Here is a 20,146-nt window from a genome sequence, read left to right on the forward strand (position 1 = left end):
AGACCCAAGCTAGACAGATTGAGCCGTTTTCAGAACTGGACAGGGCATGCTCGAAAAGAATTCCGAAAGTCAGGTCCACGTCGAGAAGATCGAAGAGCCGCGGTCGGGCCTCAGCATCGCGTTCGGGATCGAGCGTCTCGGCCTGATCCCGATGCGGGCGCCGATCCTGTCCTGCATCGTCCTCGTTCTGTTGCTGATCGGCGCCGTGTTCGGCGTGCACCGGATCAAGATCGACGACTCGCTGTCGCAGCTGTTCCGTTCCGAATCCAAGGACTACAAGCAGTATGAGGCGGTGACCAAGCGCTTCCCGGCGACCGAGTTCGACGTGCTCGTCGTGGTCGAAGGCAAGACGCTGCTCGAGCGCGACAATCTCGGCAAGCTGCGTGACATGGTCACGGATCTGCAACTCGTCGAGGGCGTGCGCGGCCTGGTGTCGCTGTTCTCCGCGCGCCAGGCGCCGGAGCGAGGCAAGCTGCCGGCGGCGTTGTTCCCGAACGAGCTGCCCGAGGGCGCAGCCTACGACAAATTCGTCGAGACCGTCAAAAGCAACGAGATCATCCGCGGCAAGCTGCTGTCGGAGGACGGAACGCTCGCGCTGATCGTGCTATCGCTCGAGCCCGAGGTGGTCGGCAGCAACAAGCTCAGCAAGGTGGTCGGCGACATCAGGAAGATTATGGCCGACGACCTCGGCGGCAGCGGGCTCAATGCGCAATTGTCCGGCGTGCCGGTCATGCAGCTCGAGATCCGCAACGCGGTCGAGCGCGACGGCCTGACCTACAACATCCTCGGCATCCTCGCCGGCTGCATCATCGCCATCATCTTCTTCCGCAAGATATCCTTCATGGTGGCGGCGGCGTTCCCGCCGATGATCGCGATCCTGCTCGCGCTCGGCGGCCTCGGCTGGGCCAATTTCAACCTCAACATGTTCCTCAACGTGATGACGCCGCTCATCATGGTGATCAGCTTCTCCGACTCGATGCAGCTGACATTCGCGGCGCGCGACCGGCTGATCGCGGGGCAGGACAAGTTCACCGCGTTCAAGAATGCGGTGCTGGTGGTCGGACCGGCCTGCGTGCTGACGCACGGCACGGCCGGAATTTCCTTCATCGCGCTGCAGTTCTCGGATTCCGACCTGATCCGCAAGTTCGGCGAGGCCGGGCTGGCGGCGACCATCATCGCGCTGATCGCGGTGCTGTCGCTGGTGCCGGTGTTCGGCGTCCTGTTCGTGCGCAACGAGAAGATCTTTGCGGTCAAGTTCCAGAGCGCGGATGCCGGCGTACAGGCGCTGCGCAATTTCTGCTACTGGATCGCGGTGCGCATGGTCGGCCGTCCCGGGCTGTTCAGCCTGCTTGCGCTGATCGTGGTCGGCGGCCTCGGCATCATCTACGCCAATCTCGAGCCGCGCTACCGGCTCGCCGATCAGGTGCCGGACAAGCGGCAGGCGGTGGCGGCGTCGAGCCGGCTCGACGCCAAGCTGACCGGCGCCAATCCGGTCGATGTGCTGATCGAATTCCCCAAGGGGCAATCGCTGTACTCGCCGGAGACCTTGAAGACGATTGCCGATGTCCATGCACTGGTCGAGGACTCTGCCGGCGTCGGCAACGTCTGGTCGCTGGAGACCTTGCGGCGCTGGCTCGCCGAAAAGGCCGGCAGCAATGATGTCGCGACGCTGAAGGAATATGTCGACCTGATCCCCGAACACCTGGTGCGCCGGTTCATCGACAAGAATCAGGATGCTGTCGTGGTGTCGGGCCGCGTCCCGGATGTGGACTCGAGCCAGTTGCTTCCGGTGGTGAACAAGCTCGATCATTCGCTGGACAAGGTGCGCGCCGAGCATCCCGGCTACGAGATCGCGGTCACGGGTCTGTCGGTGATTGCCGCACGCAACAGCGCCAGCATGATCGAGAAGCTCAACCACGGCCTCACTATCGAATTCCTGCTGGTCGCGATCTTCATCGGGCTCGCATTCCGCTCGATCGTGGTGATGTTCTCCTGCATCCTGCCGGGCATCTTCCCGGTGGTGCTGTCGGGCACGGTGCTGTGGCTGCTCGGGGAGGGGCTGCAATTCGCCAGCGTGGTGGCTTTGACGGTGTCGTTCGGCCTCGGCCTCAGCGCCACCATCCACTTCCTCAATCGCCTGCGGCTCGAGACCAAGCCGGGTGTCACGCCGGAACTTGCGGTGGAGCGCGCCACCGTCCTGGTCGGCCCAGCGTTGATCCTGACCACGGTGGTGCTGGCCTGCGGTCTCGTCGTCACCGTGTTCTCCGACCTGCCGTCGCTGCGCCTGTTCGGCTGGCTCAGCGCCTTCTCGATGGTCGCAGCCCTGGTTGCGGACCTCTTCATCCTGCGGCCGACCTCGATGTTCCTGATCAACCTGTCGCAAAAGCTCCGCGGCAGGGGCGGCCAGCCCGCGCCGATCGAAAAGGCCTGATCGACGAGCGATCAAAAAGCTGCAGCAAAAAGGCCCGGTTCCGAAGCGTTCGGAACCGGGCCTTTGTGTCTTGTGGGCGCAATCGGCCGGGAGCGTCAGCTCTTCGTCATCGTGATCGAGACGCCGCGGATCTCGCCCTTGGAGTCGATCTGCACGACCTGCTTGGAGCCGTTGGTCTGCAGGTTCAGGTTCGCGGCAAAGCCGGACGCCTCGACGAACACGTCGATCCGCCCGCCGCCCGCGGTGCCCTGCAGATTGCCGAAGATGTTGCGGCTCGCCTCGCTCCAGTTGCCGGAGATCCGGTCGCCCTGGCTGGTGACGTCGCTGGAGAGGTCGAACTTGTAGCTGTCGCTGGCGCAATGCAGGGACTGTTTCAGGCTCATGCCCGAGGGTGCGACCTTGTAATCCGCCTTGCAACGAATCCGTTCAGTCGTGCCGTTGGACAGCGCCACCGTGCCCGTTCCGGTCCACGAGCCGGCAAAACCGGCAAACGGCCCGCTGGCCTGGGCGTGGACGGCGGAGGCAGAGAGCATCAGTGCGGCGCCGACGCCCACAGCCCTGAGAGCCTGACCATAAAGGCTGGAACCAAACCGTTTCATTGTGAATTTTCCCATCAAAATCAACGCTTCCTACGCAAGAAAGCGTCTCGCCGCATCGAAGGTTTAGTGTCACCGAAGAATGTTAGGTTCAAACGACAGAAACGGCGCGCGGCGCCCATATTGTCATCGAACAGAATCAGAAACCGTCGGCTTCGTGACGGCATGTAGCTTTGCGCAACTGCTATCCGCAATAGCCGAACGCGATAAAGTGATGGCACGAATCGTCATTGCGAATCAATAACTTATGTAGGGGTTTACAGCGCCGCAAATTTAGCCGCATTTAGCGGTGCTTGTCGTCAATCCGTTGCCGCGTTACGTGGCGTCTGCAAATCCCCAAAATCCGTCCCGGCCATGCCGAAGCGCTTTTCGGGAACAGATTTTCTGCTGTCGGAAATGAAGGAATACGATGCGTAAATTTCTCTTGGCTCTTGCCCTGTTGTCGATCCCGCTCTCCTCCAGCGCCTTCGCCCAGCAGCAGACGCGCGGGACACCCGATGAGCAGAAGGCCTGCACGCGTGACGTGCAGCGTCACTGCCGCGCCGTGATCGATCAGGGCGATTTCACCATTCTCGCCTGCCTGCAGCAGAACCGCAGCAAGATCAGCTCCGCCTGCGACCAGGTGCTGAAGACCCACGGCCAGTAAGGCCGGTTCGGGCCCCATGGATCGCCGCAAAGCCCGTGCTCGGCATGTGTGCCGGCCACGGGCTTGGTATGCTGGCGGTCACGGACAGCATTGGTTTTGGTGGCGTATTCCCCTATATGGGGCTCGCAAATCCCCCGCATGCGCTGACCTTTCGCGCCTGCGTCGTGCCATGACCAGTGTAGCCCAAATTTCCCATGACCACCGCGAGCGACCTGCGATCCGGAAAGACCCACCGCGACGAGAATTTCCCGGTCGCGTCGTGGATCATTCATCCGCGGCATCGTGCCCTGATCCTGGCCTTCTATAATTTCGTCCGCACCGCCGACGATATCGCCGATCACGCCACGCTGCCCGCCGAGGAGAAGCTGCGCTACCTCGACCTCATGGAGGCCGAGCTGCTTGGCAACGGCGACACCCAGAAGGAAGCGGTCAATCTGCGCCGCGCCTTCGCCGAGCGCGGCATGCCGCCGCGGCACGCGCTCGACGTGCTGGTGGCGTTCCGCCTCGACGTCACCAAGCTGCGTTACGAGAACTGGGACGACGTGATCGATTATTGCCGGTACTCGGCGATGCCGGTCGGGAGGTTCATGCTCGACGTGCACGGCGAGGATACCTCGACCTGGGCGGCGTCGGACGCGCTCTGCGCCGGGCTGCAGATCAACAATCATCTTCAGGACTGCGGCAAGGACTACCGCAACCTGAACCGTGTCTACTTGCCGCGCGATGCCCTGGCCGCCGCGGGCGCGACCGTCGAGATGCTCGGCGAGGCGAAATCGCAGCCGGCCCTGCTCAAATGCCTGCAGGCGCTCGCCGTGCGCACCGAGGCGCTGCTCGACCAGAGCAAGTCGCTCGCCGCCGAGGTGAAGGATTTCAGGCTGGGGCTCGAGATCTCCGTGATCCAGGCGTTCGCCGACAAGATCGTCAACATGCTGAAGGTGCGCGATCCGCTCAGCGAGCGCGTGCATCTGAGCCCGCTCGAACTGCTGCTGCAGAGCCTTGGCGGCGTGGCCGGCGAGACGACGCGGCGTGCGACCGGACGGCGTGCGGTCTCCAAATCGGCGGCTGGCGCATGAGCGTGGAGGCGGCGGCCAACGCAAGTTACGGAAGCACCGCGTCGGGCAGCTCGTTCTACGCCGCGATGCGCATTCTGCCGCGCGCGCAGCGCGAGGCGATGTTCCAGATCTACAGCTTCTGCCGGCAGGTCGACGACATCGCCGATTCCGACGGCCCGCGGCCGGAGCGGCTGGCCGCGCTGCAGCAGTGGCGCGACGATATCGACGCGCTCTATGCGGGGCATCCGCCGGAGCGGCTGAAGGACTATGTCGCCTCGGTGAAGACCTTCGGCCTGAAGCGCGAGGATTTTGTCGCGATCGTCGACGGCATGGAGATGGACGTGCCGCAGGACATCCGCGCGCCGGATCTCGCGACGCTCGATTTGTATTGCGATCGCGTCGCGAGCGCGGTCGGCCGACTGTCGGTGCGCGTGTTCGGCCTGCCCGAGGACGATGGCATCCAGCTCGCGTACCACCTCGGCCGCGCGCTGCAGCTCACCAATATCCTGCGTGACATCGACGAGGATGCCGGCCTCGGCCGGCTCTATCTGCCGCGCGAATGGCTCTGGCACGCCGGCATCACCAATAACGATCCGGCCCGCGTCACCGCCGACCGCGCGCTGCCGAAGGTGTGCGCGCCGCTGGCCGAGCGGGCCAAGATGCATTTCCAGAAATCCGACGAGATCATGAAGCGCAATTCGCGCCGCGCCGTGCGCGCGCCGCGGATCATGTCGAAATACTACCGCGCGATTCTCGATCTTCTGATCGCGCGCGGCTTCACCGCGCCGCGCGCGCCGGTACGTGTGTCCAAGGCCGCCAAGATCGGCATCCTTCTTCGTTACGCGATCATCTGATGCAAAAGACCGTTCATATCATCGGTGCCGGCATTTCCGGCCTCTCCGCGGCGGTGCGCCTCGCCAATGGCGGCTACAAGGTGTTCGTCCATGAGGCAACGCAGCAGGCCGGCGGCCGCTGCCGCTCCTATTTCGACGCGGCCACCAATCTCACCATCGACAATGGCAACCATCTGTTGCTGTCGGGGAATCGCCATGCGCTGAGCTACGCGCGCGCGATCGGCACCGAGGCCGGCCTCGTCGGGCCTGCGCGCGCGCAGTTTCCGTTCGTCGATCTTGCCAGCGGCCGGCGCTGGCAGCTCGACCTCGGCGATTCCCGCCTGCCGCTGTGGGTGTTCGACGAGGCGCGCCGCGTCCCGGACACTAGCCTGCGCGACTATCTCGCCTTGGCGCCGTTGGCTTGGGCCGGCACCGGTGCGCTGGTCGGCAACACTATTCCCTGCAAGGGCACGCTGTATGACCGCCTGGTGCAGCCGCTGCTGCTCGCCGCATTGAACGTCGATCCGCCGGAGGGCTCGGCCGGGCTCGCGGGCGCCATCGTGCGCGAGACGCTGCTCGCGGGCGGGCAGGCCTGCCGTCCGTTGATCGCGCGCGACGGCCTGAGCTCGGTCCTGATCGAGCCGGCCGTGAAGCTGCTGCAGGAGAGGGGCCACAGCGTTCAGTTCAGTCACGAATTGCGTGCGCTCGGCATGTCGGGTGATCGCATCAGTGAGCTCGATTTTGGCAATGGCGACAAGGTCGCGCTGGGAGCCGACGACGCCGTCGTGCTTGCGGTGCCGCCGCGGGCCGCGGCCGCACTGCTGCCCGGCCTGAAAACCCCGACCAAATTCCGCGCCATCGTGAACGCGCATTTCCGCGTCGATCCGCCGCGCGACGCTGCGCCCATTCTCGGCGTGGTCGGCGGCCTCGTGGAGTGGCTGTTCGCGTTCCCGCAACGGCTGTCGGTGACGATCAGCAACGGCGACCGCCTGGTCGACATGCCGCGCGAGGAGCTCGCGCTGGCGATCTGGCAGGACATCTGCGAGGCCTCGGGGGTTTCCGGCGACCTGCCGCCCTGGCAGATCGTGCGTGAGCGCCGTGCCACATTTGAGGCGACGCCGGAACAGAATGCCCTGCGTCCGGGGCCCGCGACGGCGCAAAAAAACCTGTTCCTTGCCGGCGACTGGACTGCTACCGGGTTGCCGGCAACCATCGAGGGATCGGTGCGATCGGGGGATCGCGCCGCCGATCTGGTTCTGGCCAGACGTTAGATTCGACCTGTTGGCGCGTTTTCGAGCGAAGTGGCTACCGGTTCGCGTGAAGAAAACGCGACCAAACAGAAGGACAAGAACGTGATCCGAAGCAATCGGATCATGCTCTGGAGCGGCCGCGGCTTTCGATCAGCCGGCCCGCGATGAAGAGGATATCGAGCGAAATGCTTGCGAGAGATCACAGCGTTGCAGTCGACCCGGTCGCGCTGGAGAAGAGCATCTCCAAGGCAACCGAAGCGCTGCTCGGCTACCGTCAATCCGACGGGCACTGGGTGTTCGAGCTCGAGGCCGACAGCACCATTCCGGCCGAGTACATCCTGCTGCGTCACTACCTGGCCGAGCCGATCGATGCCGGGCTCGAGGCCAAGATCGGCAACTATCTGCGCCGCGTCCAGGGCGCCCATGGCGGCTGGCCGCTGGTGCATGACGGCCCGTTCGACATGAGCGCCAGCGTGAAGTCGTACTTCGCGCTGAAGATGATCGGCGATTCCGTCGACGCGCCGCACATGGCGCGGGCGCGCGAGGCGATCCGTTCGCGCGGCGGCGCTTCGGGCAGCAACGTGTTCACGCGATTCCTGCTCGCGCTCTATGGCGTCGTGACCTGGCGCGCGACGCCGGTGCTGCCGATCGAGATCATGCTGCTGCCGATGTGGTCGCCGTTCCACATCAACAAGATCTCCTACTGGGCGCGCACCACCATGGTGCCGCTGATGGTGCTTGCCGCGCTGAAGCCGCGTGCGAAGAATCCGAAGGGCGTCGGCATCGACGAACTGTTCCTGGAGGATCCGAAATCGGTCCGCATGGCGCCGAAGGCGCCGCATCAGAGCGCGAGCTGGTTCTATCTGTTCCGCTCGCTCGACGCCGTGCTGCGGGTAATCGAGCCGTTGTTTCCGAAGAGCCTGCGCCAGCGCGCGATCGATGCCGCGCTCGCCTTCACCGAAGAGCGGCTGAACGGCGAAGACGGCATGGGCGCGATTTATCCGCCGATGGCCAACATCGTCATGATGTACGAGGCGCTCGGCAAGGACGAGAATTTCCCGCCGCGCGCCACCACCCGCCGCGGCATCGACAAGCTGCTCGTGATTAGCGAACACGAGGCCTATTGCCAGCCCTGCGTTTCGCCGGTGTGGGACACCGCGCTGGCCTGTCATGCGCTGCAGGAAGCGGGCGGCGACGACACCCTGGCCAAGGCCAGGCAGGGCCTCGACTGGCTGAAGCCGCGCCAGGTGCTGGACCTGAAGGGCGATTGGGCGGTCAAGGCGCCGGACGTCCGCCCGGGCGGCTGGGCGTTCCAGTACAACAACGACCATTATCCCGATCTCGATGACACCGCGGTGGTCGTGATGGCGATGGATCGCGTGCGGCGTCATACCGGAACCAGGGAATATGATGAGTCCATCGCGCGCGGCCGCGAGTGGATCGAGGGGCTGCAGAGCCGCGATGGCGGCTGGGCCGCATTCGACGTCAACAACCTCGAATATTACCTCAACAACATCCCGTTCTCCGATCATGGCGCATTGTTGGATCCGCCGACCGAGGATGTCACCGCGCGCTGCATCTCGATGCTGGGCCAGCTCGGCGAGACCGCCGAGAGCAACAAGGCGATGGCTGACGGCGTCGCTTATTTGCGCCGCACCCAGCTTGCCGAGGGCTCCTGGTACGGCCGCTGGGGCCTGAACTACATCTACGGCACCTGGTCGGTGCTCTCGGCGCTAAATGTCGCAGGGGTCGATCGCAACGACCCGATGATTCGGAAGGCGGTCGACTGGCTGGCGTCAGTCCAGAATCAGGACGGCGGCTGGGGCGAGGACGCCGTCAGTTACCGGCTGGATTACAAGGGTTATGAAGTTGCGCCTTCGACCTCCTCGCAAACGGCATGGGCTTTGCTTGGATTGATGGCGGCCGGAGAGGTCGAAAATCCCGCTGTTACGCGCGGGGTGGAGTACCTAAAGGCAACACAGACGGAAAAAGGGCTGTGGGACGAGCAGCGATACACAGCTACGGGGTTTCCGCGGGTATTTTACTTGCGATATCATGGCTACTCGAAGTTCTTTCCGCTCTGGGCGCTGGCGCGGTATCGAAATTTGAGAAGCACCAATAGCAGGGTGGTAGGGGTCGGGATGTGATTGTTGAGGCGGGGGCCGCCGAGACCGTGGGCAGTAGAATTGATCCTCGGCCGGTATTGATTGTGACTGGATTGGTGCAGGAGGCTCGCATCGCGGCAGGCCCCGGCATGATCGTAATCTGCAGTTCGAGCGATCCGCAGCAGCTGCGTGAGTTGCTGGCGACGCTGGATCCGAGCACCTTCCGTGGCGTGATTTCGTTCGGCGTGGCCGGCGGGCTCGATCCGTCGCTCAAGTCAGGCGACGTCGTGGTTGCGACCGAGGTGATGTCGGGCGATACCCGTTTCCTGGCCGCATCCGCGCTGAACGAAGAGATGATCGCCAGCGCCGCGCTGAAGCGCCGCAGGATCGTCCGCGGCAGTCTCGCCGGCGTGGAAGAGGTGATCGCGGCAAAGGCCTGCAAGGCCGCTCTGCGCTCGATGACGGGCGCAGCCGCGGTCGATATGGAGAGCCATATCGCGGCGGCCTATGCCGCCAAGGCCCGCATTCCGTTTGCCGCATTGCGCGTAATCAGCGATCCCGCGCACCGGGCGCTACCGGAACTTGCGAAATCCGCGGTGAAGCCGAACGGCGACATCGACCTGCGCAAGGTGCTGCGCGGCATCGCCCGCAATCCACGGACGCTGCGCGCGCTGGTGTCGACCGGAATTGACTTCAACCGCGCGCTGCGCTCGCTGCGCAGCTGCCGCGGCTTCCTGCTCGGCAACGAGGTGTTGATGCCGGTAGAAGACGTTCTGATCACAGCGAAGGCGGCCTGATCCGCTGCGCCGGGCAGGGACCGGGTTTCTCACCGCATCAAGCTCAACTCACAGGCCCGGTCGCATCGCGATCGGGCCTTTTGCTTTGATGCCCAAAGGTTTCGCTCGATGCCACGCTGTTCCGGTTCCACGCGATCAGCGGACTTGCGCGCTGTGCGGTGAGAGACCCCGCATATCCGTGTCCCTCGGGCCGGTGGGGTCGCGCGGCCAGCCTCTGACGACTTGCCAGCAGCGCGCCGGCGCCCCGGGAAGGCCCTACGCGGACCGCGCTGGGTCGACGCTTGACAGCTACGGCTATTCATCCGAGAATGAACTATGATCCTTTATTCATGAATTAAGGTTCACTATGGCAATCGCTGCCGTTCGCCTCAACCAGCTGGTCGAAACCAAAGCGCGTATTCTCGATGCCGCCAGGGAGGCCGTGGCGCTGAGTGGCTGGAAGGACGCCCAGATCGCCCTGATCGCCTCACGGGCCGGCGTGGCCACAGGCAGCGTGTATCGCTACTTCGACTCCAAGGCGGACCTGTACGCGCAGGTGCTCGCCCTGGTGTCCGAGCGCGAGGTGGCTGTCGTCGCCGCGATCGTCGAGGCGGAAGGCTCGGCGTCCCAGTGCCTGGTCGACGCGATCTACACTTTCGCGGTCCGGGCGATGCGCGGCCGCCGCCTGGCGTACGCGTTGATCGCCGAACCCTGTGAACCCGAGATCGACGCGGCGCGCCTGAAATACCGGGCGGCCCTGGCCGATCAGATCGCAAGGCTGGTTCGGCGCGGTATCGCCGGCGGTGAGTTCGTCGAGATCGACGCGAACGTCGCGGCATCCTGCGTGACCGGCGCCTTCATGGAGGCGCTGGTCGGTCCCCTTGCGCCCGAAGCGGCCCCCGATTCCGACGCGGCGAAGGCGATCGCACAGTCGATCGCAGGGCTTTCCGCGCGCATGCTGTTTCGCCACGCCACGCCTGAACTCATCCCTGTATCGCGAGTCTCCGCATGAACGCGCGCGTCCAGCCGGTTGCCGTCGCTGAAGCGAAAGCCGCTCCGTTTGCGACCCATGAAGTACGCAATCAGGCGCGGCCGGCGCTCGGCTTCAATGCGTTCGATGACGACCGCGCGCTGAGTGGCCTGATCGCGACGATCGCGCCGTGGGCGAAAGACAAGCTTTCCGCGCTCGGAGCTCATGCCGGCAGCGAATCCGTGCAGGAGGCGGCACGGCTGGCCAACGAGCACGAACCGAAGCTCCTGACCCATGACCGGTATGGCAACCGCAATGATTGGGTCGAATTTCATCCGGCCTGGCATCAATTGATGGCGCTGGCGTTCCGGAGCGAGGTGCATAGCCTCGCCTGGTCGACGCGCGAACCACACGGCCATCTGGCGCGTGCGGCGCTGAGCTATCTCTGGAACCAGATCGAGAACGGCGTCGGTTGCCCCACCGGGATGGCGTACGCCGCGATCGCCGGGTTCTCCGGCAAGCCGCAATTCAATTTGTGGCGGGAGCGAACGCTGGCGGCGGACTACGATCCGCGGCGGCTTCCGATCGAGGCCAAGCGCTCCGCGGTCATCGGTTACGCCATGACCGAAAAGCAGGGCGGCTCCGATCTGCGTGAGACCCAGACCACCGCGCGCTTTGTCGAGCGCGGCGCGCATGGCGAGATCTATGCGCTCACCGGCCACAAATGGTTCTTCTCGGTGCCGGTGGCCGACGGATTCTACACGCTGGCGCGCACCCAGTCCGGCGTCAGCTGCCTGTTCGTGCCGCGCCTGCTGCCCGATGGCAGTGCCAACCGCATCCACATTCAGCGTCTGAAGGACAAGTGCGGTAACCGGTCGAACGCGTCGAGCGAGATCGAGTACCACGATACGTGGTCGATCCTGGTTGGCGAAGAGGGCCGCGGCATCGCGGAAATCCTTTCGCATGCCCATCTGACGCGGCTGGATTTCGCGGTCGGCTCCGCCGGGCTGATGCGCCAGGCGCTGAGCCTCGCCCTCAACCACGCGCAAACGCGAACGGCGTTCGGCAAGCCGATGTCCGAGCTTCCGATGCAGCGCAACGTGCTCGCCGACCTCGCGCTCGAGAGCGAGGCGGCGATGCTCGGCGCGTTTCGCATCGCGCGCGCGACCGACGGTCTGCAGACAAGCGAACACGAGCGATTGCTGGCGCGGGTCGCGACACCCGTGATGAAGTTCTGGAACTGCCAGCGCGCGCCGGCCTTCACCTATGAATGCCTGCAGGTGCATGGCGGCAACGGCTTCATCATGGAGAATCCGATGGCCCGGCTCTATCGCGAGGCGCCGTTGAATTCGATCTGGGAAGGCACCTCGAACATGATGTGCATGGACGTTTTGCGCGCCATGCAACGCGATGCGAATTGCCGGGACGCATTCGTCGACGAGTTGCGTGCGAGCAGGGGCCTCAATCCGGTCTATGACCGAAGCACGGACGATCTCGCCGATCGCTTGCGTGCTCGATACCCGGACGACGGGCATGCGAGAGCACTCGTCACCCGCATGGCGCATGCGCTGCAGGCCGCCGAGATGCTGAAGCATGGCGACGCCGCTACCGCCGAACTGTTCGTGAAATCCAGGCTTGGCGCGGACGGGATGCAGGTATTGGGCGGGCTTCCATCGACGGAAGGTCTTGGCGCCATCGTTGAACGTGCCTCCGTCATCCATCACTGAGGGTCCAAGTCATGCGTCAGACCGAAGTTTGTGCCGTCAGCGATGTCAGGGCCGTCGTCGGAGACGAGGAGTGGGCAACCCGCGTCGACCTTGCGGCGTGCTACCGCCTGGTCGCGCTCTACGGAATGACCGACCTGATCTACAATCACATCAGTGCACAGGTCCCGGGGCATCACGATCAGTATCTGATCAATCCCTATGGCATGCTGTACAAGGAAATCACCGCCTCGAGCCTCGTCAAGATCGACATCGAGGGCCGGACCCTGCTGCAGCCCGACCACGGCTACAACGTCAACGTGGCCGGCTTCTATCTGCACGCCCCGATCCATCGCGCGCGGCCCGACGTGAACTGCGTTCTCCATACCCACACCAGGGCTGGCACCGCGGTCAGCGCGCTTGCCGAAGGGCTGCTTCCGCTGTCGCAGACGGCGATGCGGTTTCACGGTCGGATCGGTTATCACGATTTCGAGGGGCCGGCGATCGATCGGGAGGAATGCGACCGGGTCGTCGCTGATCTCGGTCGCAACAATGTGCTGGTGTTGCGCAATCATGGCCTCCTGGTGTGCGGCAACACGATTCCGCAGGCGTTCAACGCGATCTACTGGCTGGAGCAGGCCTGCCGGATCCAGGTCGACGCGCTCGGCTGTGGCCGGCCGCTGCATGCGCCGACCGAGATGGCGATCGGCAACACGGTGACCTGTTTTGCCGGCACCGAGATCACGCTGGACAATGAGCGCGACACCAATCCGGTGCTGAATGAAGCGGCGCAAAATCTGCAAGCCGGGTACGGCCTGCTGGAATGGCCGGCGCTACGGCGCAGGCTCGACCGCATCGACGGGAGCTATGCGCAATGAGCACGGCGCTGGCGGCGTTGCGGATCGGCTTCATCGGCGCCGGCCGCGTGGCGCAGACGCTCGCGCCGGCCTTCGCCTGCGCGGGGCTGAACGTCGCGGCGTTCTACAACCGCGGTGCCGATGCCGCGCAGCGGCTCGGATCCCGCATCCCGTCGGCGCGGCCGATGACGGATGCGCAGCAGGTCGTCGACCGCTGCGACATGGTTTTCCTGACCGTGAGCGACGACGCGATCCTGCCGGTCTGCCGCGACTTGCGCTGGGAGCCGCGTCACCGCGTGGTTCATTGCAGCGGCGCGACCGAACTGGCCGCGCTCGATCATGCGAAATCCGCAGGCGCCGCGACCGGCGGATTTCATCCGATGCAGATGTTTGCCAATCCCGACGTCGCGCTCGAGGGGTTGCGCGGATGCACCGTCGGCATCGAGGCAGAGGGCGACTTCAGGCGTGACCTGGAATTGCTTGCGACCCGCATCGGGTGTGAACCGCTCGCGCTGCCGGCCGGTGCGCGGGCGCTCTATCATGCGTCGGCCTATTACGTCGGTCCGTTCCTGATCGCGCTGCTCAAGGAGGGCGTCGAGCTCTGGAAGAGCTTTGGCGCCAGCGAGGCCGACGCGTTGCGCGCGATGATGCCGCTGCTGCGGGGGACGGTCGCGGCTGTTCTCGACGGTGGCCTCGCCAACGGCATGGGCGGCTGCGTGGCGCGCGGCGACGTCGGAACGATCCTCAAGCATCTCCGGGCGCTGGATGAGCGCTTTCCTCCCTCCGGCGCGCTGTATCGCGAGCTCGCCCTGCGCAACGTCCCGCTCGGGATCGAGCGCGGCACACTCAGTGCACCGCGCGCGGCAGAGATCGAGAAATTGCTTCTGCGCACGAGACTGGAAGAGCAGGCGGCATCCTGAACGAAAAAAAGCCCCGGTTCGCTGAACCGGGGCTTTCATGTTGCTTTCGCTCACATCGCGCGTCAGGCGGCGGTCGAGGCCTTCGCCTGCTGCTTGGCGGCGGCGGCCGCAGCCTCGTCGCGGCGGATCTCCGAGAGCTTCTTCTGCACCTGCTCGGCGAAGATGTACTGCGCCGGACGCTGCTTCGACATGTCGATCTCGGGCGCCATCGGGCCTGATGTCCTGATGCCGCGCAGCGCAACCCACATCGCCTTCAGCGGATTGTTGATCGCGGCGGTCGCCGCGGTCGGCTCGTAGCCGCAATGGGCCATACAGTCGGCGCACTTCTCGTACTTGCCGGTGCCGTAGGTGTCCCAGTCGGTGGTGTCCATCAGCTCCTTGAAGGTCTTGGCGTAGCCTTCACCGAGCAGATAGCAGGGCTTCTGCCAGCCGAAGATGTTGCGCGCCGGCATGCCCCAGGGCGTGCACTCGTATTCCTGGTTGCCGGCGAGGAAGTCGAGGAACAGGCCGGAATGCATGAAATTCCACTTCTTGCCCTTGCCGAGCGCAAAGACGTCGCGGAACAGCTTCTTGGTCTTGGTGCGGTTGAGGAAGTGCTCCTGGTCGGGCGCACGCTCATAGGCGTAACCCGGCGACATCGAGACGCCGACGCCGAGCTCGGTGGTGAAATCGAGGAACTTGGCGATCTCCTCGGCCGGATGACCATCAAAGATTGTGGCATTGACGTTGACCGTGAAGCCGCGCGCCTTCGCCGCCTTGATCGCCGAGACGGCGCGATCGAACACGCCCTTCTGCGACACCGCCTTGTCGTGATGATCCTTCAGGCCGTCGAGATGCACCGAGAAGAACAAATAGGGCGACGGCTCGAACAGATCGAGCTTCTTCTCGAGCAGCAGCGCATTGGTGCACAGCGAGACGAACTTCTTGCGGGCCACGAGGCCGCGCACGATCTCGCCGATTTCCTTGTGGATCAGCGGCTCGCCGCCGGGGATCGCCACCATCGGCGCGCCGCACTCATCGGCCGCATCCCAGCATTCCTGCGCCGTCATGCGGCGATTGAGGATCGCATCGGGATAGTCGATCTTGCCGCAGCCGACGCAGGCGAGGTTGCAACGGAACAAAGGTTCCAGCATCAGCACGAGCGGATAGCGTTTGCGGCCAAGCAGCTTCTGCTTGATCAGATAACCGCCGATACGCATTTCCTTGAAGAACGGTATAGCCATTAGACGATTTCTTTCTGCACTTATCAAAGGGATGTGGGTTCAGATCAGCCCGCAGTCAGTTCGGCTGGCAGCCGGAATTCGATATTCTCTTCTCGGCCCGGAACGACCGAGACCGACACCGGTCCGATCCGCCGCAGAGCCTCGATCACATCGTCGACCAAAACTTCGGGCGCAGAAGCGCCCGCGGTAATGCCGACGGCCTTCGCATCCTTGAGCCAATCCGGATTGAGTTCGCTCCCATCGGCAATGAGATAACTCGCGACGCCGACCTCGGTGCCGATTTCACGAAGCCTGTTCGAGTTGGAACTGTTGGCGGCCCCCACCACCAAAATGACGTCAACCAGTTTGCTGAGGTCCCTTACCGCAGATTGGCGGTTCTGTGTCGCATAGCAGATATCCCTGATATCCGGGCCTTGAATATCTGTAAATTTTGCCTGAAGGGCCGCGATGATGTCCCTGGTGTCGTCCACGGACAGGGTGGTCTGGGTGATGTAGGCGACCGGCGTATCGCTCGGCAGCCTCAGTTCCGCCACGTCCTGGACACTCTGGACTAGGAGGACCGGCCCCGGAACCTGGCCCATGGTTCCCTCGACCTCGGGATGGCCGGCGTGCCCGATCAGGATCAGGGCGCGGCCCTTCGAGATATAACGCTTGCCCTGGTTGTGGACCTTGGTGACGAGCGGGCAGGTGGCATTGAGCACCGGCAGATCGCGGGCTTCCGCCTCCTCCTCGACGCTCCTAGCAACGCCATGGGCACTGAAGACGGTCACCGCCTTGGCCGGCACTTCCGAGAGGTCCTCGACGAAGATCGCGCCCTTCTTCTTCAGGCTCTCGACGACGTGTTTGTTATGCACGATCTCGTGGCGGACATAGACCGGCGGCCCATACTTCTTGAGCGCGCGTTCGACGATCTCGATCGCGCGCACAACGCCCGCGCAAAAGCCGCGCGGCTGAGCAAGAAACACTTCCATCTGACGTCCGTTACGCAAATTGCACCAATCTCGTTCAATGCCCTTTTCGGCAACGCACTCCACAGGTCGGACGTCGCAACGTCAGTTGCAATGTCTGAGCCATCACAGTTCCTGGACGGGATCTGCGCCCCAAGCGCATGGAAATACAGCGATTTGTGGCAAAAAGGTAGCGGTTCGATGGGGGCGTGGTCACGGACGAGGGGCGTTAGAGGTAGTATGGTGTGGATTTCGACCCCTGCGACCGTCCGTCTCCCTCACTTGTTCGTCACTTTATCGCCCACTGATGCGGTTTATACCGGCCATTCGTGGCCGTTCCTGTGGTTTGGAACCTCCTCGCCGTCCCGTCGAGGAAGATAACCAAAACAACATTAGATCGGTCCCGGGAACTCCGCTACAGAGCGGGCGTTTTCGGCCATGCTTCCCCGAGATAGAAAGAAACGAAGTGCTGACAAATATTGTCGTCTCCGTTGTTAGAACCTGTACGCGTTTTGCCCTTCCGGTCGTGATTATCTCTGTCCTGTTGTCGATCGGCGCCGGCTTCTACACGGCCCGCAACTTCTCGATCAACACCGACATCAACAAGCTGATCTCGCCGGATCTCGATTGGCGCAAGCGCGACAACCAGTTCGAGGAAGCATTTGATCGCGAGCGGCTGATCCTGGCGGTGGTCGAGGCAGCGACGCCGGAGCTGACCAGCTCGGCCGCGAAGGCGCTCACCGCGAAGCTGCAGGCCGACAAGAAGAACTTCGAAGCGATCACCGCGCTCGGCTCCGGCGAATTCTTCGAGAAGAATGGCCTCTTGTTCCTGCCGACCGAAGAGGTCGGCAAGGTCGCGGGCCAGCTCGAATCGGCTGCACCGTTGATCGAGATCATGGCCGGCGATCCCTCGATACGCGGCCTGACCGGCGCGCTCGAGACCGGCCTTGCCGGCGTCAAGCGCGGGCAGGTCAAGCTCGACAATGCCGCGCCGCCCTTCAACCTGATCTCCGAGACGGTCGAGACCGTCCTCGCCAAGGGCAACGCGACCTTCTCGTGGCGCGAGCTCACCAGCGACAAGCCGCTGACCGATTCGGACAAGCGCGCCTTCATCGAGATCAAGCCGATCATCGACTATTCGGCGCTGGAGCCGGGCAAGGCCGCGACCGATGCGATCCGCCAGGCGGCGGCCGATCTGAAATTCCCGACTGAATATCACGCGCGCGTTCGCCTGACCGGACCGGTGCCGATCGCCAACGAGGAATACGCCACCGTGCAGGACGGCGCGATCACCAACGGCATCGGCACCGTGGTGATCGTGCTGGTCATCCTCTGGATGGCGCTGCATTCCGGCAAGATCATCTTCGCCGTGTTCGTGAACCTGTTCATCGGGCTTGCCATCACCACGGCGGTCGGCCTGATGATGGTCGGCTCGCTGAACCTGCTCTCGATTGCCTTCGCCGTGCTGTTCATCGGCCTCGGGGTCGACTTCGGCATCCAGTTCAGCGTCCGCTACCGCTCCGAGCGCTTCAAGAACGACAATCTGACGCTGGCGCTGGAAAACGCGGCGCGCCGCTCGGCGGTGCCGTTGTCGCTCGCCGCGATGGCGACCGCTGCCGGTTTCCTCTGCTTCCTGCCGACCGACTACAAGGGCATCTCGGAGCTCGGCAAGATCGCCGGCGCCGGCATGCTGGTGGCGTTCGTCACCAGCATCACGGTGCTGCCGGCGCTGCTCGATCTGCTCAATCCGCCCGGCGAGAAGGAGCCGGTCGGCTACGCCTTCCTGGCGCCGCTCGATAACTTCCTGGAGAAGCATCGCGTTCCGATCATCGTCGGCACGCTGCTGGTCACGGTCGCGGGCTTGCCGCTGCTCCATTACATGAAGTTCGACTTCAACCCGATCAATCTGCGCAATTCCAAGGTGGAATCGATCGCGACCTTCCTCGACCTGAGGAAGGATCCGAACACCGGCGCCAATGCCATCAATGTGATGACGCGCTCGGAAGCCGACGCCAAGAAGATCGAGGCCAAGCTCGAGAAGCTGCCGGAAGTGTCGCGCGTGATGTCGCTCGACAGCTTCGTGCCCGACGACCAGCCGGCCAAGCTGAAGCTGATCGCGCAGGCGGCCAAGACGCTCGGCCCCGCGCTCAACCCGGATTCGGTCGATCCGGCGCCGTCGGATCAGGAGAATGTCGAGTCGCTGAAGAGCTCGGTCGACGGCCTGCGCAAGACCGCGGGCGACGGCAAGGGGCCGGGTGCGCTGGCCGCGCGCCGGCTCGCCGACGCGCTGCAGAAGCTCGCCGATGCGAATGAGGCGACCCGCGACAAGGCGCAGGACGTATTCGTCGCGCCGATGAAGATCGTGTTCGATCAGCTCCGCAATACGCTGCAGGCCCAGACCGTCACGCTGCAGAACCTGCCGCCGGAACTCGTCGCCAGCTGGAAGACCAAGGACGGCCTGATGCGTGTCGAGGTGGAGCCGAAGGGCGATCCGAACGACAACGACAATCTGCGCCGCTTTGCCGACGCCGTGCTCGCCGCCGAGCCGACCGCGATCGGCGGACCGGTCTCGATCCTGAAGTCGGGCGACGTCATCGTGAAGGCGTTCATCCACGCCGGCATTCTGGCGCTGGTCACGATCAGCCTGCTGCTGTGGCTCACGCTGCGCCGCGTCGTCGACGTGCTGATGACGCTGGTGCCGCTCCTCGTCGCCGGCATCGTCACGCTGGAGATTTGCGTCTTGATCGGGCTGCCGCTCAACTTCGCCAACATCGTCGCGCTGCCGCTGCTGCTCGGCGTCGGCGTGGCGTTCAAGATCTACTATGTCACGGCGTGGCGCCAGGGCAGGACGAATCTGCTGCAGTCGAGCCTGACACGCGCGATCTTTTTCAGCGCGCTGACCACGGCGACCGCGTTCGGCAGCCTGTGGCTGTCGAGCCATCCCGGCACCGCCAGCATGGGCAAGCTGCTGGCGCTCTCGCTGGTCACCACGCTCGCGGCGGTGTTGCTGTTCCAACCGGCGCTGATGGGCAAGCCGCGCGAGGTCAAGGAGGAGGACATCGCCAACGACGTCACCTGACGCGTTGGCGATTCGCTGTCGAACCGGCTTGGCGGCAGGCGCCGCCGAGCCGCGATGTCAGCGGACGGTGTTCCCGCAGGTTTCCGCTAATGCGTCGGTCGCGCGATGTCGGGGAGCAGGCAGATATCGCCCACGGCGTCAGCCTGCGCATTGGCATTGCCCGGGGCCTGCTTTTGCCCCGGCTTGGTGGCCGGCGCCACGGCACCGGTGGTTTTCTGCGGTGCTGTTGACTTGGGCTGGGTGCCCTTCGCCGCCGGGCTGCCGGCGGCGCTCACCGGAATCGGCGGACCGACGCGGGTCCAGGTCTCGCCGCCGCACAAGAAGCCGAGCACGCAGCCCTGGATCTCGAGCTGATCGGTGCCGACGGGCTTGATGGTCGAGCTGTAGAGCTGTCCGTCCTTGGCGTTGTAGACCTGACCTTCCCACGCATCCGCGCCGGCCTTCTTCTTCATGTCGATCAGGATCGGCATGCCGAGCGTCGGCCTGCTCTGCTTCGCAGGATCAGGATTGTTCTTATCCTTGCCGCCTGGGGTTTTTTCCCAAGACACCGCACCCCACATGTTGCCATTACACTGGGCGACGCGGATGGTGGCGACACCGTCAGCGACCTTCCAGTCGCCGGTCGGGTCCGCTGCAAGTGCCGGTGATAATACGGTGGCCAAAAATAAACCTGAAAAGGCTATTGTACGCGCGAAAGTTCTTGGGCAGTGCAACATGGTCCAAACCTGTGCTTAACTGGACGATCCGAGCGGGGGTCA

16 protein-coding genes are annotated in these 20,146 nt (G+C 64.2%); 12 read left to right on the forward strand and 4 right to left on the reverse strand.

The window, feature by feature from the left end:
• Positions 1 to 46: 46 nt before the first annotated feature.
• Positions 47 to 2,431 carry an efflux RND transporter permease subunit gene (locus ACVMIH_RS41295; RefSeq protein ID WP_141339495.1) on the forward strand — a complete coding sequence of 795 codons (2,385 nt, stop codon included), beginning with the start codon at positions 47 to 49 and terminating at the stop codon, positions 2,429 to 2,431.
• A 95-nt stretch (positions 2,432 to 2,526) separates the two neighbouring features.
• Here ACVMIH_RS41295 and ACVMIH_RS41300 read toward each other — a convergent pair whose 3' ends face one another.
• Positions 2,527 to 3,030 carry a hypothetical protein gene (locus tag ACVMIH_RS41300; RefSeq protein ID WP_028331723.1) on the reverse strand — a complete coding sequence of 168 codons (504 nt, stop codon included), beginning with the start codon at positions 3,028 to 3,030 and terminating at the stop codon, positions 2,527 to 2,529.
• A 406-nt stretch (positions 3,031 to 3,436) separates the two neighbouring features.
• On the opposite strand from ACVMIH_RS41300, the gene ACVMIH_RS41305 reads away from it, so the two are divergent.
• The 10 genes from ACVMIH_RS41305 (at position 3,437) to ACVMIH_RS41350 (ending at position 14,139) form a co-directional block, all read left to right on the forward strand.
• Entirely contained in the window at positions 3,437 to 3,673 is a 237-nt protein-coding gene (locus tag ACVMIH_RS41305; protein WP_057015701.1) for a hypothetical protein, read from the forward strand.
• Positions 3,674 to 3,867: 194 nt separating this feature from the next.
• Positions 3,868 to 4,746, forward strand: a complete 879-nt coding sequence (gene hpnC, locus ACVMIH_RS41310) for a squalene synthase HpnC (protein ID WP_141339497.1) — start codon at positions 3,868 to 3,870, stop codon at positions 4,744 to 4,746.
• Positions 4,743 to 5,579 (forward strand): presqualene diphosphate synthase HpnD, encoded by an 837-nt coding sequence (gene hpnD, locus ACVMIH_RS41315; RefSeq protein WP_141339499.1) that lies wholly within the window; start codon positions 4,743 to 4,745, stop codon positions 5,577 to 5,579. The genes hpnC and hpnD overlap by 4 nt, the downstream gene beginning before the upstream one ends.
• On the forward strand, positions 5,579 to 6,829 hold the full coding sequence (gene hpnE, locus ACVMIH_RS41320; protein ID WP_456784319.1) for a hydroxysqualene dehydroxylase HpnE: 1,251 nt from the start codon (positions 5,579 to 5,581) through the stop codon (positions 6,827 to 6,829). The genes hpnD and hpnE overlap by 1 nt, the downstream gene beginning before the upstream one ends.
• Positions 6,830 to 6,993: 164 nt before the next feature.
• Positions 6,994 to 8,955 (forward strand): squalene--hopene cyclase, encoded by a 1,962-nt coding sequence (shc, locus tag ACVMIH_RS41325; protein WP_141339503.1) that lies wholly within the window; start codon positions 6,994 to 6,996, stop codon positions 8,953 to 8,955.
• Positions 8,952 to 9,710 carry a phosphorylase gene (locus tag ACVMIH_RS41330; protein WP_076833044.1) on the forward strand — a complete coding sequence of 253 codons (759 nt, stop codon included), beginning with the start codon at positions 8,952 to 8,954 and terminating at the stop codon, positions 9,708 to 9,710. The genes shc and ACVMIH_RS41330 overlap by 4 nt, the downstream gene beginning before the upstream one ends.
• 346 nt (positions 9,711 to 10,056) lie before the next feature.
• Positions 10,057 to 10,701, forward strand: a complete 645-nt coding sequence (locus tag ACVMIH_RS41335; RefSeq protein WP_057015695.1) for a TetR/AcrR family transcriptional regulator — start codon at positions 10,057 to 10,059, stop codon at positions 10,699 to 10,701.
• On the forward strand, positions 10,698 to 12,386 hold the full coding sequence (locus tag ACVMIH_RS41340; RefSeq protein WP_141339505.1) for an acyl-CoA dehydrogenase family protein: 1,689 nt from the start codon (positions 10,698 to 10,700) through the stop codon (positions 12,384 to 12,386). The genes ACVMIH_RS41335 and ACVMIH_RS41340 overlap by 4 nt, the downstream gene beginning before the upstream one ends.
• Before the next feature lie 11 nt (positions 12,387 to 12,397).
• Positions 12,398 to 13,240, forward strand: a complete 843-nt coding sequence (locus ACVMIH_RS41345) for a class II aldolase/adducin family protein (RefSeq protein WP_141339507.1) — start codon at positions 12,398 to 12,400, stop codon at positions 13,238 to 13,240.
• Complete coding sequence (locus tag ACVMIH_RS41350; protein WP_057015693.1) at positions 13,237 to 14,139, forward strand: Rossmann-like and DUF2520 domain-containing protein; 903 nt, start codon at positions 13,237 to 13,239, stop codon at positions 14,137 to 14,139. Before ACVMIH_RS41345 ends, ACVMIH_RS41350 begins: the two co-directional genes overlap by 4 nt.
• A gap of 62 nt (positions 14,140 to 14,201) precedes the next feature.
• On the opposite strand, the gene hpnH is transcribed toward ACVMIH_RS41350, so the two are convergent.
• A complete protein-coding gene (gene hpnH, locus ACVMIH_RS41355; RefSeq protein ID WP_028331712.1) occupies positions 14,202 to 15,362 on the reverse strand; it encodes an adenosyl-hopene transferase HpnH in 1,161 nt (386 codons plus the stop codon).
• 44 nt (positions 15,363 to 15,406) lie between these two features.
• On the reverse strand, positions 15,407 to 16,333 hold the full coding sequence (gene ispH / locus ACVMIH_RS41360; RefSeq protein WP_057015692.1) for a 4-hydroxy-3-methylbut-2-enyl diphosphate reductase: 927 nt from the start codon (positions 16,331 to 16,333) through the stop codon (positions 15,407 to 15,409).
• 442 nt (positions 16,334 to 16,775) lie between these two features.
• On the opposite strand from ispH, the gene hpnN reads away from it, so the two are divergent.
• Positions 16,776 to 19,388 (forward strand): hopanoid transporter HpnN, encoded by a 2,613-nt coding sequence (gene hpnN / locus ACVMIH_RS41365; RefSeq protein WP_057015691.1) that lies wholly within the window; start codon positions 16,776 to 16,778, stop codon positions 19,386 to 19,388.
• 86 nt (positions 19,389 to 19,474) lie between these two features.
• On the opposite strand, the gene ACVMIH_RS41370 is transcribed toward hpnN, so the two are convergent.
• Positions 19,475 to 20,104, reverse strand: coding sequence for a DUF2147 domain-containing protein (locus ACVMIH_RS41370; RefSeq protein WP_057015690.1), 630 nt, complete (start codon positions 20,102 to 20,104; stop codon positions 19,475 to 19,477).
• Positions 20,105 to 20,146: the final 42 nt, after the last annotated feature.

Source organism: Bradyrhizobium sp. USDA 4503 (assembly GCF_054055815.1).

What these genes read in the sequence shown, in the direction of transcription:
- ACVMIH_RS41300 (WP_028331723.1), bottom strand. Translation starts at nt 3,030, where the DNA reads ATGAAACGGTTTGGTTCCAGCCTTTATGGTCAGGCTCTCAGGGCTGTG.
- ACVMIH_RS41350 (WP_057015693.1), top strand. Translation starts at nt 13,237, where the DNA reads ATGAGCACGGCGCTGGCGGCGTTGCGGATCGGCTTCATCGGCGCCGGC.
- hpnD (WP_141339499.1), top strand. Translation starts at nt 4,743, where the DNA reads ATGAGCGTGGAGGCGGCGGCCAACGCAAGTTACGGAAGCACCGCGTCG.
- shc (WP_141339503.1), top strand. Translation starts at nt 6,994, where the DNA reads ATGCTTGCGAGAGATCACAGCGTTGCAGTCGACCCGGTCGCGCTGGAG.
- ACVMIH_RS41335 (WP_057015695.1), top strand. Translation starts at nt 10,057, where the DNA reads ATGGCAATCGCTGCCGTTCGCCTCAACCAGCTGGTCGAAACCAAAGCG.
- ACVMIH_RS41370 (WP_057015690.1), bottom strand. Translation starts at nt 20,104, where the DNA reads ATGTTGCACTGCCCAAGAACTTTCGCGCGTACAATAGCCTTTTCAGGT.
- ACVMIH_RS41305 (WP_057015701.1), top strand. Translation starts at nt 3,437, where the DNA reads ATGCGTAAATTTCTCTTGGCTCTTGCCCTGTTGTCGATCCCGCTCTCC.
- ispH (WP_057015692.1), bottom strand. Translation starts at nt 16,333, where the DNA reads ATGGAAGTGTTTCTTGCTCAGCCGCGCGGCTTTTGCGCGGGCGTTGTG.
- hpnC (WP_141339497.1), top strand. Translation starts at nt 3,868, where the DNA reads ATGACCACCGCGAGCGACCTGCGATCCGGAAAGACCCACCGCGACGAG.
- hpnE (WP_456784319.1), top strand. Translation starts at nt 5,579, where the DNA reads ATGCAAAAGACCGTTCATATCATCGGTGCCGGCATTTCCGGCCTCTCC.
- hpnH (WP_028331712.1), bottom strand. Translation starts at nt 15,362, where the DNA reads ATGGCTATACCGTTCTTCAAGGAAATGCGTATCGGCGGTTATCTGATC.
- ACVMIH_RS41340 (WP_141339505.1), top strand. Translation starts at nt 10,698, where the DNA reads ATGAACGCGCGCGTCCAGCCGGTTGCCGTCGCTGAAGCGAAAGCCGCT.
- ACVMIH_RS41345 (WP_141339507.1), top strand. Translation starts at nt 12,398, where the DNA reads ATGCGTCAGACCGAAGTTTGTGCCGTCAGCGATGTCAGGGCCGTCGTC.
- ACVMIH_RS41295 (WP_141339495.1), top strand. Translation starts at nt 47, where the DNA reads ATGCTCGAAAAGAATTCCGAAAGTCAGGTCCACGTCGAGAAGATCGAA.